The sequence below is a fragment of the Yinghuangia seranimata genome (assembly GCF_029953285.1).
Taxonomy (GTDB): Bacteria; Actinomycetota; Actinomycetes; order Streptomycetales; family Streptomycetaceae; genus Yinghuangia; species Yinghuangia seranimata.
Window position 1 is genome coordinate 1 of sequence record NZ_JASAOI010000022.1, and the last position, 14,754, is coordinate 14,754.

At 71.8% G+C, this 14,754-nt stretch carries 13 protein-coding genes and 2 tRNA genes; 10 read left to right on the plus strand and 5 right to left on the minus strand.

Annotated elements, in window-relative coordinates; translation table 11 throughout:
• Nucleotides 1–164 precede the first annotated feature (164 nt).
• Nucleotides 165–791, minus strand: a complete 627-nt coding sequence (locus QI554_RS14465; RefSeq protein WP_281470033.1) for a superoxide dismutase — start codon at nt 789–791, stop codon at nt 165–167.
• A 181-nt stretch (nt 792–972) separates the two neighbouring features.
• Between QI554_RS14465 and QI554_RS14470 the strand changes: the two genes are divergently transcribed.
• The 5 genes from QI554_RS14470 (at nt 973) to QI554_RS14490 (ending at nt 5,482) form a co-directional block, all read left to right on the plus strand.
• A complete protein-coding gene (locus QI554_RS14470; RefSeq protein ID WP_281470320.1) occupies nt 973–2,367 on the plus strand; it encodes an aldehyde dehydrogenase family protein in 1,395 nt (464 codons plus the stop codon).
• 134 nt (nt 2,368–2,501) lie between these two features.
• Nucleotides 2,502–3,110, plus strand: a complete 609-nt coding sequence (locus QI554_RS14475) for a biotin transporter BioY (RefSeq protein WP_281470036.1) — start codon at nt 2,502–2,504, stop codon at nt 3,108–3,110.
• A gap of 119 nt (nt 3,111–3,229) precedes the next feature.
• Nucleotides 3,230–3,820, plus strand: coding sequence for a hypothetical protein (locus QI554_RS14480; RefSeq protein WP_281470038.1), 591 nt, complete (start codon nt 3,230–3,232; stop codon nt 3,818–3,820).
• A gap of 114 nt (nt 3,821–3,934) precedes the next feature.
• The gene (locus QI554_RS14485) at nt 3,935–4,408 is read left to right on the plus strand and encodes a ribose-5-phosphate isomerase (protein ID WP_281470040.1); all 474 of its coding nucleotides are present in this window, start codon (nt 3,935–3,937) and stop codon (nt 4,406–4,408) included.
• Between the two features lie 204 nt (nt 4,409–4,612).
• Nucleotides 4,613–5,482 carry an Fpg/Nei family DNA glycosylase gene (locus tag QI554_RS14490; RefSeq protein WP_281470042.1) on the plus strand — a complete coding sequence of 290 codons (870 nt, stop codon included), beginning with the start codon at nt 4,613–4,615 and terminating at the stop codon, nt 5,480–5,482.
• A gap of 28 nt (nt 5,483–5,510) precedes the next feature.
• On the opposite strand, the gene QI554_RS14495 is transcribed toward QI554_RS14490, so the two are convergent.
• Nucleotides 5,511–6,761, minus strand: a complete 1,251-nt coding sequence (locus QI554_RS14495) for a GNAT family N-acetyltransferase (RefSeq protein ID WP_281470044.1) — start codon at nt 6,759–6,761, stop codon at nt 5,511–5,513.
• Nucleotides 6,762–6,942: 181 nt separating this feature from the next.
• Between QI554_RS14495 and QI554_RS14500 the strand changes: the two genes are divergently transcribed.
• Both QI554_RS14500 and QI554_RS14505 read left to right on the plus strand, forming a co-directional pair.
• Nucleotides 6,943–7,992, plus strand: coding sequence for a PP2C family protein-serine/threonine phosphatase (locus QI554_RS14500; RefSeq protein ID WP_281470046.1), 1,050 nt, complete (start codon nt 6,943–6,945; stop codon nt 7,990–7,992).
• 239 nt (nt 7,993–8,231) lie between these two features.
• Nucleotides 8,232–9,578 carry a choice-of-anchor A family protein gene (locus QI554_RS14505; RefSeq protein WP_281470048.1) on the plus strand — a complete coding sequence of 449 codons (1,347 nt, stop codon included), beginning with the start codon at nt 8,232–8,234 and terminating at the stop codon, nt 9,576–9,578.
• A 157-nt stretch (nt 9,579–9,735) separates the two neighbouring features.
• Here QI554_RS14505 and QI554_RS14510 read toward each other — a convergent pair whose 3' ends face one another.
• Together QI554_RS14510 and QI554_RS14515 are read right to left on the minus strand one after the other, a co-directional pair.
• Nucleotides 9,736–10,224 (minus strand): glutathione peroxidase, encoded by a 489-nt coding sequence (locus tag QI554_RS14510; protein ID WP_281470050.1) that lies wholly within the window; start codon nt 10,222–10,224, stop codon nt 9,736–9,738.
• Nucleotides 10,225–10,261: 37 nt separating this feature from the next.
• Entirely contained in the window at nt 10,262–11,215 is a 954-nt protein-coding gene (locus QI554_RS14515; RefSeq protein ID WP_281470052.1) for an NAD-dependent epimerase/dehydratase family protein, read from the minus strand.
• A gap of 182 nt (nt 11,216–11,397) precedes the next feature.
• Here QI554_RS14515 and QI554_RS14520 point away from each other — a divergent pair, with 182 nt between their 5' ends.
• Nucleotides 11,398–12,648: an MFS transporter gene (locus tag QI554_RS14520; protein ID WP_281470054.1), complete on the plus strand. Its 1,251-nt coding sequence runs from the start codon at nt 11,398–11,400 to the stop codon at nt 12,646–12,648.
• Here the strand turns inward: QI554_RS14520 and QI554_RS14525 are convergent.
• A tRNA-Gly gene (locus QI554_RS14525) sits at nt 12,640–12,710 on the minus strand. The two genes, QI554_RS14520 and QI554_RS14525, sit on opposite strands and share 9 nt — an antisense overlap.
• A gap of 144 nt (nt 12,711–12,854) precedes the next feature.
• Here QI554_RS14525 and QI554_RS14530 point away from each other — a divergent pair.
• Nucleotides 12,855–12,930, plus strand: a tRNA-Pro gene (locus QI554_RS14530).
• Between the two features lie 115 nt (nt 12,931–13,045).
• Nucleotides 13,046–14,407, plus strand: a complete 1,362-nt coding sequence (gene tig / locus QI554_RS14535) for a trigger factor (protein ID WP_281470057.1) — start codon at nt 13,046–13,048, stop codon at nt 14,405–14,407.
• The last annotated feature ends 347 nt before the right edge of the window (nt 14,408–14,754 follow it).

Below are 14,754 nucleotides of genomic sequence, written 5' to 3' on the forward strand. Positions count from 1 at the left end.
GCCCGCCCCCCGTCCGCGGCCCCCCCCCCCCCCGGGTGGCGGCCCCCCCGGGGGGGGGGGGGCCGCGGCGGCCCCCGCCGCGTGCCTCACCGAAGCCGCGTTGGGAAGACGACCACTCCGAAAGGCGCCCGGGAGTCACGTCCTCCCGGGGGGTCGGTGCCGCGTCAGACCAGCGCGCCGGCGGCCTTCGCTCGGGCGAACCGGGCGGCGACGTCCTGCCAGTTGACGATCTTCCACATGGCGTCGACGAAGTCCGGCTTCACGTTGCGGTACTGCAGGTAGAACGCGTGCTCCCAGGCGTCGAACACCAGCAGCGGGACCGCGCCCTGGCCGATGTTGCCCTGGTGGTCGTAGACCTGCTCGACGATGAGGCGCCGCCCGAGCGGCTCCCACGCGAGCACACCCCAGCCGGAGCCCTGCGTCGTCGCGGTGGCTCTGGTCAGCTGGCTCCTGAACTTCGCGAAGCCGCCCAGGTGCTCGTCGAGGGCCTCGCGCAGCTCGCCCTCGGCGCCGTCCCTGCCGGGCTCGCCGCCGCCGTCGCCGGACATGTTGGTCCAGTAGATGGAGTGCAGCACGTGGCCGGCGAGGTGGAAGGCCAGTGTGCGCTCGAGGCCGACGATGCCGCCGAGCTGGTCCTTGTCGCGGGCCTCGGCGAGCTGCTCGAGCGTGTCGTTGGCGCCCTTGACGTACGCGGCGTGGTGCTTGTCGTGGTGCAGCTCGATGATCTCGCCGCTGATCACCGGTTCCAGCGCCGTGTAGTCGTACGGCAGCTCCGGCAGCGTGTACGTCATGGCTTCCTCCGAGAGATTCTCACCTGCAAGTCATTTGCAATTAGAGATCCTATGCAGAAAGCGTGTGCGACGGGGGTGAGGGGTGACCTCTCAGCGCGTTCGACGTACGGTGCGGACGAGGCGAACAGCCGGACGAGGAGGGCCACACCGCATGACCGAGCAGGCCGCACAGCAGGGCGAAGTGACCGCGTACGACACCATCTACATCGACGGCGTGTGGACGCCGTCGAGCGGCACGTCGGTGATCGAGGTCGTCGACCCCGCCACCGAGCGCGTGCACGCGACGGTGCCGCAGGGCACCTCCGAGGACGTCGACCGCGCCGTCGCCGCGGCCCGCCGCGCGTTCCCGGCGTGGGCCGCGACGCCGCCCGCCGAACGCGCCGCCCACCTGGCGAAGGTCCGCGACCTGCTCGCCGAGCGCGCCGCCGAGATGGCCGAAGCCGTGGTCCGCGACCTCGGCGCGCCCGCGCCGCTCGCCCAGCGGGTGCACGTCGGCCTGCCGATCGGCGTGCTCGGCAGCTACGTGCGCCTCGCCGAGGAGTTCGCCTGGGAGGAGCGCATCGCCAACTCCCTCGTGGTGCGCGAACCCGTGGGTGTGGTGGGCGCGATCACGCCGTGGAACTACCCGCTGCACCAGATCACCAACAAGGTCGGGCCCGCGCTCGCGGCCGGCTGCACCGTCGTGCTCAAGCCGAGCGAGGTCGCCCCGACCGCCGCCTACCTGTTCCTGGAGATCCTGGACGCGGCCGGCATCCCGGCCGGCGTCGTCAACCTGGTCTCCGGCACCGGCCCGGTGGTGGGTGAGGCGATCGCCGCGCACCCGGACGTCGACATGGTCTCCTTCACGGGGTCGACACGTGCCGGCACCCGCGTTGCCGAGCTCGCCGCGCCGACCGTCAAGCGCGTCGCGCTCGAACTCGGCGGCAAGTCGGCCAACGTCATCCTGCCCGGCGCCGACCTGGAGAAGGCGGTGCGCGCCGGCGTCAACGGCGCCTATCTCAACTCGGGCCAGACCTGCAGCGCGCTGACCCGCATGCTCGTGCACCGCGACGACCACGCGCGCGCCGTCGAGATCGCCGCCGAGGCGGCCGCCGCGCTCGACGGCAAGATCGGCCCGATGGTCTCGGCCGTGCAGTACGAGCGCGTGCAGGGCTACATCACGCGCGGCGTCGACGAGGGCGCGACGCTGGTCGCCGGCGGCTCCGGGCGTCCGGACGGCGTCGAGACCGGCTACTACGTGCGCCCCACGGTGTTCGGCGACGTGACCCCCGAGATGACCGTCGCCCGCGAGGAGATCTTCGGTCCGGTGCTGTCCGTCATGGCGTACGCCGACGAGGCCGACGCCGAGCGCATCGCCAACGACACCGACTACGGCCTGTCCGGCGCGGTGTGGGCGGGCACCCAGGAGGAGGCCCTGGCGTTCGCGCGCCGGCTGCGCACCGGCCAGGTCGAGATCAACGGCGGCGCGTTCAACCCGCTCGCGCCGTTCGGCGGCTACAAGAAGTCGGGCAACGGGCGCGAACTGGGCCGCTACGGCCTGGAGGAGTACCTGGAAGTGAAGTCCATGCAGCTGTGACGCGCGGGGGGAGGGCTGTGGCGGGGTTCGACAAGATCCGGGCCGGGTGCGTTGTGCACCCCGACATTAACGGTCGTTAACCCGCTTCGGTACGTTCACGGAGTCCCGCAACTGATCCCGAGTGTGGAGGCTCCGTGAGCACCGCCCTGCCCAGTTCCCACCCGATCGTCCTCGCCGACCTGGTGCCCGCCCAGGCGTTCCGCGGCGCGCTCGTGCGCGACGCCGTGCTGGTCGGCGGCGCCGCCGGCTTCGTCGGCCTCGCCGCCCAGCTGTCGATTCCGATCGCCGGGTCGCCCGTGCCGGTCACCGGCCAGACCTTCGCCGTCCTGCTCGCCGGCACCGCGCTCGGCGCGTGGCGCGGGCTCGCCGCGATGGCGCTCTACCTGGCGGCCGGCGCGGCCGGCATGCCGTGGTTCGCCGAGGGCACCTCCGGCACCGGCATGCCGACGTTCGGCTACCTCGTCGGGTTCCTCGGCGCGGCGGCGCTGGCCGGCGCGCTGGCCCGCCGCGGCGCCGACCGCGGGGCGCTGCGCACCGCCGGTGTGATGCTCCTCGGCAACGCCGTCATCTACGCGGCGGGTGTCAGCTACCTGGCGCACGACCTGGGCATCAGCCTGTCCAAGGCGTACGACATCGGCATGCGCGACTACCTGCTCGGCGACGCCCTCAAGATCGCCCTGGCGATGGGCCTGCTGCCGACCGCCTGGAAGGTTGTCGACCGGGTCCGGGGACCGCGCGGCTGACGCCGCGGAAGACCGCGAACACCGAGGGCTCTCCGGGGATTTCCGGAGAGCCCTCGGATTTCCGGCAATAGCTGTGAAAGCCTTCCGGCCGCCCGAGCACACGGCCTAGCATCCGCGCCATGGATACGGGGCAGACACGGCGCGCGGCGGTGGCCGGAACCCTCACCGCCTTCCTGTTGGTCGCCGGACTCGGCAACCAGTGGCTGTACGACAAGCTCCTCGATCACTACGACTCGGGCAAGAACTCCGGCTGGCAGCTGGTCGCCCGCATCTCCTTCCCGCACTGGATCGTCGACAAGAGCGACAAGTTCGAGAACGTCCAGGGCAAGGTCATGGCCGGCATGCTGGTCGGCGCGATCCTGCTCGTCGTCGCGGTCGGCGTGGTGATCGCGATCGCCGCGCGGCGGCCCGGCTTCAATACGTTCATCTCCGGCTGGTTCGCGCTGGTGATCGGCGGCGCCGTGTACGGCGTCACGTACCTGACCATCGCCGGCGACAGCCTGACGCGCTACGACGAGAGCCAGCGCTCCCTCATGCAGTACCTCAACGTCGTCACCGAGGGCGCCGGCTACGGGCTGGTCACCGGCTGGGCCGTCGGCCTGGTGTGCGTCATGGCCGTGAGCAGCGGCTACGCGGCCGCGAGCCTGCCGTCCGCGTCCGCCCCGCCGCCCCCGTCGATGCCGCCGAGCGCGGGCGGATACCGCTACTGACCGGGCGTCCGGGGCACCCGGGACACCCCGCCGCGAACCATGCGAAAAGCCGCGGCGGCCCTCGACAGGACCCCGCGAGGTGAGAACCCCGCGGGGGCCTGAGAGACTGCTGCCATGCGTGTTTACCTCGGCTCCGACCACGCCGGCTACGACCTCAAGCAGCACCTCATCGGATGGCTCACCGCCAACGGCCACGAGGCCGTCGACTGCGGCCCCGCCGTCCAGGCTGAGGCCTACGACTACCCGGTGTTCTGCCTGCGTGCGGGCGAGGCGGTCGCCGCCGACCCGGGCAGCCTCGGCATCGTCATCGGCGGTTCCGGCAACGGCGAGCAGATCGCCGCGAACAAGGTCAAGGGCATCCGTGCCGCCCTCGTGTGGCGCGAGGACATCGCGGCGCTGGCCCGCGAGCACAACAACGCCAACGTCATCAGCATCGGCGCGCGCATGCACACCGAGGACGAGGCGGCGAAGTTCGTGCAGGTCTTCCTCGACACCCCGTTCTCCGAGGCGCCGCGGCACATCAAGCGCATCGACCAGATGAGCGCCTACGAGACGACGGGCGAGCTGCCCCCGCTGCCCGAGGCCTGACGCCTCCCGGCGCGTCCTCGCCGGGCGCGCACGCGGCACCACAACCCTCGTCACGAGGCATCGCAGAACACGTTCCGACCCTCACCGCACGGCCCGGTACGGGCGCCTTCGGGCGCCGGTGCCGGGCCGTCGGCATGTCGGTGCGATCCGGTACGTTCGGGGGTACCGCCGCTTGTTTGGCATGCCGCCGAAAGGGGTCCCGCCGTGCCCGAAGGACACACGATCCACCGGCTCGCGAACGAGCACGCCCGCCGGTTCGCCGGCCGCCCCGTCGCGCTGTCCAGCCCGCAGGGCCGGTTCTCCGACGGCGCCGCGCTGCTCGACGGGCAGGAGCTGGTCGGCGCCGAGGCGCACGGCAAGCACCTGTTCCTGGAGTTCCCCGGCGAGCAGTGGATCCACGTGCACCTCGGCCTGGCCGGCGTCTTCCGGTTCGGCGAGTTCGCGGAGGTCGAGGACCCCGCGGGCGGTGTGGGACCGGGTCCGGTCGTCGGCGTCGTGCGGCTGCGCATCGTCGGCGAGGACGCCTGGTCCGACCTGCGCGGCCCCAACACCTGCCGGGTCGTCACCCGCGCCGAGAAGGACACCGTGCACGCCCGCCTCGGCCCCGACCCGCTGCGGCCCGACGCCGACCCCGCCCTGGCGTGGGCGCGCATCCAGCGCAGCGCCAAGCCGATCGCCGAGCTGCTGATGGACCAGCGGGTGCTGGCCGGCGTCGGCAACGTCTACCGCGCCGAGGCGCTGTTCCGCGCCGGCCTCGACCCGCACCGCGAGGGGCGCCTGGTCAAGCGCGCGACGTGGGACGCCATGTGGGCGGACCTGGTCGAGCTGATGGCCGAGGGCGTCCGCCTCAACCGCATCGACACGGTGCGCCCCGAGCACACCCCCGAGGCCATGGGCCGCCCGCCGCGCAAGGACGACCACGGTGGCGAGGTGTACGTCTACCGGCGCACCGGGATGCCGTGCCTGGTCTGCGGCACCGAGGTCCGCATCGAGGGGCTGGCAGGCCGGAACCTGTTCTGGTGCCCGACCTGCCAGCGCAAGGCCCGCGCACGGCGCAAGCCGCGAGCCGCCTGACCGCGCGCGGCCCGAGCCGCGCTCCCGTTCAGAAACCGAAGGCCATCAGCGGCTTCGGGTCGTGCGCGAACGCCCGGTTCACGTGCGCCAGCGCGCCTCGCCTCGTCTCCGTGATCCGCCCGGCCTGCGCGAGCGCCGCCGCCGAGACGCCGCCCAGGTACAGCGAGCCCAACCCGCGCACCCCGAGCGCCAGGTCCGCCGCGTCCGAGGTGCGCTCGCAACGCGCGCCGTGCTCGTCGCCGACCAGCCGCCAACGGCCCGCGTTCCACGGGCAGAACTCGTCGGCGACGTCGAGTACCACGTCGACCGGTGCGCTGTACGTGCGTGCGGCGAGCGCCCGCCCCACGTCGACGAGCCGGACGAACAGGCCGTCCATGACCGACGGTTTGGCGGCCCGCGGGTCGGCGAGCCGGTACAGCAGCGGGTCGTCGACCGGGAGGTTGTCGACCTGCAGCGACGTCATCAGGTCGAGCTCGAACAGGTACCGCCACAGCGCGACCCGGACGACCGGGTCGGTCGCGAACACCTCGCGGACCACGGTGGTGCCGTTCGCCCCGCCCTGGTCCCAGTGCGGGGCGACGGCGTAGTACGCGTAGCCGCGTATCTGCCCGTCGGTCTCGGCCAGCACACAACGCAGCGGCGACGCGTGCTCGCCCAACGGGGCGACCAGGTGGCGCTTCTCCCAGCCACCGCTCCGGAGCATCACCCCCGGGCGGACGGGCATCAGTTCCTCGTACACCTTGAGGCAGTCGGGCAGCGCCTCGGCGGGGTCGGCGAGGCGGATCCGCACCGCGTCCACGGGCAGGCCCGCGGTGGACAGACGGCCGGGGCCGGACGGGGTGCGGAGCGACATGCGCCAGGTCGCGAGGCCGTACCCGAAGCGGCCGTAGATGTCGGGCTGCGACGCGGTGAGGGCGGCGAGGAACTCCCCGTCGCCTTCGTGTAGTCCGTCGAGTTGGTGGCGCATCATGGCACGGAGCGTGCCGCGCCTGCGGGCGGTCGGCATCACGCCGACCGCGGTGACGCCGGCGACCGGCAGCGCCGCGCCGCCGGGAACGGTCATGGTGAAGGAGAACGCGGCGGCGACGCCGACCAGGTCGGCGCCGAGATAGGCGCTGACGCACCGCTCCGGCTCGCGGACGGACTCCAAGAAGGCGGCGCGTTCCGGGGGCTCCTCTTCGCCGAACGCGTGTGCCAGGACCGCGTTCCAGGCGTCCCATGCCCCGGGGTCGGAGGGACGCACGCTGATGGGGGATCGGTGACCAGGATCACTGCTCATCAGGCCTGCCTATCAAGGCGGATCGGCGAAAGGCGACTGAATTTCTGCTGATACGTGCCGGTTACGCGCATCACTGTTGGCTGACTTTGTCGACGTGGCGCTACGGTCTCGGTAGGGTCGCGCAATGGCGCAGACGAGGCGATCGCGAGTGCGGCGACTCGCCCGTCGAGCGCGGCAGTTGATGTTCTGGGGACGGCATGTCCTGCTGCCGTCCGACCGGTTCCTGCTGGTGCTGCTGCTGGCCGTGGTCACGATGTGCGGGCTGCTGCCCGACGTCGACGACGCGTGGTTCCCGGTCACGATGCTCGTGATTCCGGTGATCATCGGCGGTCTCGTGTTGAGCATGCCCAGCCTGCTGCTGCTCTACGGGGCGTGCGCCGGCGTGCTGCTCGCCGAGGAGCGCGCCCGTGAGCCGGACCAGGTCACCCCGGGCGCCGTCGGCGTGGTCGCCGTCGTGGCCTTCATGGTGTTGTTCGTAGCGCGCAAGCGGACGCGGCTCGGACTGCGTGGAGTACGCGGTGAGTCGATGCTGTTCGACCTCCAGGACCGGCTGCGCGCGCACGGCCTGGTGCCGGAACTGCCGGCGCAGTGGCACACGGATGTCGTCATACGGCCGGCCGGCGGGACCGCGTTCTCCGGCGACTTCGTGGTGGCCACGCGGGGCCGGCGCGGTGGCCGCACGCTCGAGATCGCGCTGATCGACGTGTCCGGCAAGGGCCTTGCGGCCGGGACCCGGGCGCTGCTGCTGTCCGGCGCGTTCGGCGGGCTGTTGGGCTCGCTGCCGCCGCGCGGCTTCCTTCCGGCCGCGAACGACTACCTCATGCGGCAGGGCTGGGACGAGGGCTTCGCCACCGCCGTGCACGTCGCCATCGACCTGGAGACGGGGAAGTACCAGTTGCTGTCGGCCGGACACCCGCCCGGCGCGCATTGGGTCGCGGCGTCGGGGCGTTGGGAGGTCAGCGAGGCGGAGGGGCCGCTGCTCGGCATTATCCCGGGCGCCACGTTCGGCAGCGTCACGGGCGAACTGCGGGCGGGCGACGCGCTGCTGCTCTTCACCGACGGCATGGTCGAACTGCCCGGCCAGGACATCGACGTGGGCATCGACCGGCTGCTCGGCGAGGCCGAGAAGCTGGTCTCCGACGACTTCTTGGACGGCGCGCGTCGCATCGTCGACTCGGCGAGCGGCAACATCGCCGACGACCGTGCGGTGGTGCTGATCCGGCGGCGCTGACGGCCGCTTTTCAGCCGTTCGGCCTGGCTGTTCCGGGCCGCCCGGAATGCGGGAATCGGCCCGCATCGCAAGGGTGTTCGTGACCTGCGTCACACCTTTAGAGGCGCTTAAGGAAGTGTCTCCTGATCCGCCGGGTTCGCCCTGTCCTGTCGCAGTTGACGGTGCATCAGCCCAGGCCGGAGAGTCTCCCCGTCGCCCTCGCGACCCTCCCACTCCGCTCCAGGTCTGGAGACCTCCGCATGCGCATGCCCGCAGCAGCGGCGGCTCTCGCGGTGACCGGTGGTCTGGCCTTCGCCGTGACCCCGTCCGCGTCCGCCGCCACCGCCCCCGTCTGTGCCGCGAACCCGCTCGGCACCGCCGGGCTGTACGCCGAGTTCGTCGCCGGGGACGCGACCCGGTACTCGGACTCCGAGGGCGCCGTCGCGGTCGGCGGCGACGCGTACTTCGGCGACGGCGCGACGAACCAGGGCTTCTCCATAGGCTCGCGGCTGACCCCCGCCGACCTGAAGAAGCTGCCTGGCGGCGACGCGATGGTCGTCGCGGGGACGCTGTACGCGAACCAGGTCGTGCTGGCCGGACCCGGTGTCTACGGCAAGCTCGTCGACCGGCACACCGCCAACTTCGCGGTGGACGGCGCGGCCAAGCAGGGGGCGTCGCCCGTCGACTTCGCGGCCGAGTTCGCGAAGCTGCGCACGCTCTCGCGCGGCCTCGCCGAGACCACGCGCAACGGCAGCGTCGGCCACCCCATGGTCGAGCCCGGCAAGCCCGGCCAGTCGCTGCTGTTCGAGGGCAAGGACGCCAGGCTCAACGTCTTCGCGGTCAACGCCGCGGACCTGCAGAACGCTCCCGAGATCGACATCAAGGTGCCGGCCGGCGCCTCCACCGTGATCAACGTGCTGGGCGGCGCGTACAACATGGACGCCAACGCCCGCACCGGCGTCGCGACCTACCACGTCAACCTGTGGGACCCGGCCGCCAACGCGTGGGTGACCGACGACTACGGCGCCGGCAGCGCGGCCTTCAAGGACGTCCGCAGCAAGCTGCTGTGGAACCTCCCCGAGGCCACCTCGGTGCTCAAGAACGGCACGTCGTGGCCCGGCACGATCCTCGCGCCGTACGCCAAGGTCGAGTTCGGCCGCGCCCTGGGCGGCTCGCAGATCGCCCCCGGCCACCTCAACGGCTCGGTGATCGCCAAGGAACTCGTCACCATCCCCGGCGCCGAGACCCACCACATGGGCTTCACCGGCTGCCTGCCGGGCAAGGACACCCCCGGCACCCCGGCCACGCCGAACACTCCGACGACTCCCACGCCGCCCGCGACGCCGGGCAAGCCGCTGCCGCCCGCGCCGCCCGTCCCGCCGTGCGAGACCGTGATCCCGCCCAAGCCGCGCGAGACGCCGGGCACCCCGACGACGAGCGCCCCGCCCGCGTCGCCGCCGGCCGAGGTCACCGGGCCGCCGCTGGCGCAGACCGGCGGCTCGAGCAGCACGCCGATCGTGCTGGGCGCGGGTGCGGCGCTGCTGCTCGGCGTCGCCGCGACGGCCGTCGGGGTCAGCCGCCGGCGCCGTTCGGCCGACCCGAGCTGAGCCCGCCGCCTCGCGGCGGCCTGGACACACGGAAGCCCGCCTCCTCGGGAGGCGGGGGTCCGGGCGGTGCCGGCGGCGCGGCCCGCGGCGCGGCGGCGGGCACCCCGGCACCCCCGCCGCCGGGGGCGGCGGGCTTCCGTGCGTTCCGGGCGGCGCGTCAGGCGAGCTGCGCCTCGATCGCCGCGACCAGCGCCGGGTCGTGCGGGTCGGTCGTGGGGCGGAACCGGCCGGCCACGGCGCCGTCGGCCGTGATCAGCACCTTCTCGAAGTTCCACTGGACGTCGCCGGCCTTGCCCTCGGCGTCGGGCGCCTCGGTCAGCACCGCGTACAGCGGGTGCCGGCCCTCGCCGTTGACCTCGATCTTCTCGGTCAGCGGGAAGCTCACGCCGTAGGTCGTCGAGCAGAACTCGGCGATCTCCTCCGACGACCCGGGCTCCTGCCCCATGAACTGGTTGCAGGGCACGCCGAGCACGGTGAAGCCGCGGTCGCCGTACTCCTTCTGCAGCTGCTCGAGGCCGGTGTACTGCGGCGTGAGCCCGCACTTGGAGGCGACGTTGACGATCAGCGCGGGCTTGCCGCCGGTCAGCTCGCCGAGCGTGGCCGGGGTGCCGTCGAGGCGGGCGATAGAGGTGTCGAGCAGGCTCACTGCCGCTGTCCTTCCGTCGATGCGGTGCTATGCGGTCCTACGAGTTCTCGCGGGATGTCCAGGCCTCCACGGTACGGCGCATGCCTTCACGCCAATCCACCGCACAGGGGCCCGTGAACGAGGCGCGCTTGGCGGTGTCCTGCACCTGCCCGCGCAGCGTCCCCGGCTGTTCAACGACCTGGACCTCGGCGGTCTTCCCGGTCAGCTCGCCGAAGTAGGCCGTCCACTCCTGGACGCTCACCGGCTCGTCGCCGCCCCAGTTGACGACCGTGGCGGGCGTCGACGCGGCGGCCAGCAGCGCGGCGGCCTGCGTGTTGATGTCGTCCTGGTGGATGGGGCTGTACATGCACGGGTCCCACCGGGTCACCACCGGGCGGCCCTCGAGGACGGCGGTCAGGTGGTGGGTGGGCAGGCCGCCGTTGGGGCCGTACGACGCGTTCATGCGCGCGATGGTGACCGGCAGGTCGAACGCCCGGGCGCAGAACCGCGCGACCGCCTCCTCTGCCGTCTTGGACACCGAATACGTGGGCGCGTGCGCGACGTTGGCGTCGCCGAGCGCCGCGGTCTCGGTGTACACGTGCATCGGGTCCTCGTGCGGCCTGAGCACCGACGCGGTCGACATGACCAGCGCGGCCTTGGCCTTGCGGCAGTGCTGGAGCAGCAGCCCGGTGCCCTCGGCGTTGACCCGGAGGGCCTCGTCGTAGTCCAGGCCGGGGGCCTGGAAGGTGGCCAGGTGCAGCACGTAGGTGAAGTCGTCCGGCAGCTCGCTGTAGTCCGCGGCGCCGAGGTCCACGGCGCGCGTGGTCACGCCGAGTGCGTCGACCTTGGCGCGGTCGTCCGGGTTGGAGAACCGGGCGATGCCCCACACCTCGTTGTCCTTGGCGAGGTACTCGGTCAGCGGATAGGCGATCTGCCCCGCGGGGCCGGTGATCAGGATCTTCTCGCCGGACAGCATCGTGCGCGCCTCCTTCAGGATGTGACGCTTCGTCATATCCGAGATCCGGCCACGAAGCCAGGACGAAGCGGTCCGGCGGCCCGTGACCCTGGCCGCATCAGCCGCCATGCATATCGTTTGAATCCAAACAAACGACTATCCTGGCGTCGGCCCGCGCCCGCCACGCGCGTAGCCTGAGACCCCGCAGAATCGTTCCCGTCCCGAGCCCAGGAGCACGCGTGCTGGCCCCGTACCGCCGAATATTCGAGGCGCCCGGCGCCCTGGCGTTCTCCGCCGCGGGATTCCTGTGCCGGATGCCGCTCTCGATGACCGGCATCGGGATCGTCACGATGCTCTCCCAGATGCGCGGCTCCTACGGCCTCGCGGGCGCCGTCACCGCCGTCATGATGCTTTCCGGGGCCTTCTTCAGCCCGCAGATATCCCGCCTCGTCGACCGGTACGGCCAGCGCCGTGTCGCGCTCCCCGCCACCGTCGTCACCGTCGGCGGCTGCGCCGCGCTGCTGCTCTGCGCGCGCCTCGACGCCCCGGACTGGACGCTCTTCGCGGCCACCCTCCCGATCGGGTGCATGCCCACCTACGGCTCGATGGTCCGCGCCCGCTGGACGCACATCTACCGCGGCGACCCGCAGCGGCTGCACACCGCCTACTCGTTCGAGTCCGTGGTCGACGAGCTGTGCTTCATCGCCGGCCCGATCCTGTCGGTCGGCCTGTCCACGGTGGTCTTCCCCGAGGCCGGCGTGCTGTTGTCCGCCACGTTCCTCACCGTCGGCTCGGTCCTCTTCTGCGCGCAGCGCCGCACCGAGCCGCCCGTCCGGGTCCACGACGGCGAGAACCACGGCTCCGCCATCCGCTCGGCCGGCCTGCGCGTCCTCGTCCTGACCTTCGCCGCCACCGGCGCCATCTTCGGCTCCGTCGACGTCGTCACCGTTGCCTTCGCCGAGGACGACGGCCACAAGGGCCTCGCCAGCGCCGCACTCGCCGTCTACGCCTTCGGCTCCTGCGTCGCCGGCATCGCCTTCGGCCTCGTCAAGCCGCGCGGCAGCGCCGCCACCCGTTTCCTGGTCGGCGTCGCCGTGATGGCCGCGAGCCTCGTGCCGCTCGCCTTCGCCGTGAACCTCTGGTACGTCGCCGGCGCGCTCTTCCTCGCAGGCCTGTCGATCGCCCCGACGATGGTCACCACGATGTCCCTCGTCGGCCAGTTCGTCCCCGAGCGCCAGCTCACCGAGGGCATCTCCTGGACCATGACCGGTCTGGCCCTCGGCGTCGCCTCCGGATCCTCGCTCGGCGGCATGGTCGTCGACGGCCACGGCGCCGCCGCCGGCTACCTCGTCCCGGTCGCCGCCGGCACCCTCGCCCTCGTCCTGGCCCTCGCCGGCGCCCCCTGGCTCCGCCGCCGAACCCCCCGGACGCACATCGGCCCCGACACCGCGTCGCCGCAGGTCAGGGCCGATATCTCAGAGAGCGGATGACGAGAATCGAACTCGCGTAATCAGTTTGGAAGACTGAGGCTCTACCATTGAGCTACATCCGCATGTGAAACAGCGTCCGGCTCACGCCGGGCGCTCGGTGCCTAGGGTACCGGATCAGCCGGGGTCGTGTGCGGACCGCAGGCAAGGGCGCCAAACAAGGCAGTGCAAACTGTAGCGTGGCGTCCTCTAGACTCTTCCGAGCGCCACGGGGCGTAGCGTAGTGGCTAGCGCGCCTGCTTTGGGAGCAGGAGATCGGGAGTTCGAGTCTCCCCGCCCCGACCATTCGTCCGGTGCGGACAACCGCCCCCAGCGCACCCGCATACCAACCGATCGCGCCTGGCCGAAGGCAACCAGAAGCACAGGTCAGCACAGCCGCCCGCAACAAGGAGACCCAACCGTGAAGAGCGCCGTGGAGACTCTGAACCCGACCCGGGTTCGGCTCACCGTCGAGGTTCCCTCCGAGGAGCTCAAGCCCAGCCTCGATGCGGCGTACAAGAAGATCAGCCAGTCGATCACGGTGCCGGGCTTCCGCAAGGGCAAGATCCCTTCGCGCATCATCGACCAGCGCTTCGGCCGCGAGGCCGTCTTCGTCGAGGCGTTCGACGACATCCTGTCCTCGTCGTACGGCAAGGCCGTCGAGGAGAACGAGCTGCGCGTGCTCGGCCAGCCCGAGGTGACCGAGGTCACCGAGGTCTCCGAGCTGTCGAACGGCGCGGACCTGAAGTTCATCGCCGAGGTCGACACCCGCCCGACCATCGAGGTCCCGGAGTACGAGGGCATCGAGGTCACCGTGGACGACCTCGCGGTCTCCGACGAGGACATCGAGGAGCAGCTCGGCCAGCTGCGCGACCGCTTCGGCTCGCTCAAGGTCGTCGAGCGCGCCGCCGCCAAGGACGACACCGTGGTGCTCGACCTCGAGGCGAAGGTCGACGGCGAGGTCCTCGAGGACGGCGTGGCGTCGGGTCTCTCGTACGTGGTCGGCAGCGGCACCATGCTCGACGGCCTGGACGAGGCCGTCGAGGGCCTGTCCGCCGGCGAGACCGCGACCTTCGCCAGCGACCTGCAGGGCGGCAGCGGCGAGGGTCAGACCGCGGACGTGACGGTCACCGTCACCTCGGTCAAGACCAAGGAACTGCCGGAGCTGGACGACGACTTCGCGCAGCTGGCCAGCGAGTTCGACACGCTGGACGAGCTGAAGGGCGACGTCCGCACCCGCCTGGAGCACACCAAGGCGCACGACCAGATCAACGACGGCCGCGACAAGGTCCTCGAGAAGCTCCTCGAGCTCGTCGAGGTCCCGCTGCCGGAGAAGGTCGTCGCCGACGAGATCCAGCAGCGCAAGGACCAGATGGACCAGCAGCTCGCCATGATGGGCGTCTCGCTGGAGAAGTGGCTGGAGATCCAGGGCCAGACCGCCGAGGCGTACGACGCGGAGCTCGAGGAGTCGGTCTCCAAGGGCATGCGCGTCCAGTTCCTGCTGGACGAGGTCGTCAAGAAGGAGCAGCTGTCCGTCAACCAGGACGAGCTGACCCAGCACCTGATCGCCCGTGCCCAGCAGTCCGGCATGAGCCCCGACCAGTTCGCCCAGCAGGTCATGCAGGCCGGCTACGTGCCGGTGCTGGTCGGCGAGGTGGCGCGCGGCAAGGCGCTCGACCTGATCGCCGGTGCGGCCAAGGCCGTCGACGCGTCGGGCAACGAGGTCGACCTGGGCAAGGACCTGCACGCGGACGACGAGGGCCACGAGGGCCACGACCACTGATCCGCCGGTCCGTTCGCGACCTGTGACGTGGTGTGAGGGCCCGGCCGCTGCCTCCAGCGGCCGGGCCCTCACGCATACCCCCGAGAGCGCCTTCGCGCGTATGGGCGCGGGCTGGTGCGCTCTGGGCGAACAGCCCGGCGTCGGGGATGGTCACGGCGGATCAGCGCGTTAGGGTCGCTGTACGAGGGGGGACACCACCGCAGGCCCGTGCCGCACCCGGCCGGACCCGTGTGCATCGGGTGCCCCCGCAAGGTCGACTTCAGGACGGCTCGGGTTGCCGTCGGAAACGAGCAGGTGGATACGTGACGAATCCGCAGATCGTGACTCCGGGACTCGCGGTGCCCGCC

What these genes read in the sequence shown, in the direction of transcription:
- QI554_RS14465 (WP_281470033.1), bottom strand. Translation starts at nt 791, where the DNA reads ATGACGTACACGCTGCCGGAGCTGCCGTACGACTACACGGCGCTGGAA.
- QI554_RS14485 (WP_281470040.1), top strand. Translation starts at nt 3,935, where the DNA reads ATGCGTGTTTACCTCGGCTCCGACCACGCCGGCTACGACCTCAAGCAG.
- QI554_RS14480 (WP_281470038.1), top strand. Translation starts at nt 3,230, where the DNA reads ATGGATACGGGGCAGACACGGCGCGCGGCGGTGGCCGGAACCCTCACC.
- QI554_RS14505 (WP_281470048.1), top strand. Translation starts at nt 8,232, where the DNA reads ATGCGCATGCCCGCAGCAGCGGCGGCTCTCGCGGTGACCGGTGGTCTG.
- QI554_RS14495 (WP_281470044.1), bottom strand. Translation starts at nt 6,761, where the DNA reads ATGAGCAGTGATCCTGGTCACCGATCCCCCATCAGCGTGCGTCCCTCC.
- QI554_RS14515 (WP_281470052.1), bottom strand. Translation starts at nt 11,215, where the DNA reads ATGACGAAGCGTCACATCCTGAAGGAGGCGCGCACGATGCTGTCCGGC.
- QI554_RS14500 (WP_281470046.1), top strand. Translation starts at nt 6,943, where the DNA reads ATGTTCTGGGGACGGCATGTCCTGCTGCCGTCCGACCGGTTCCTGCTG.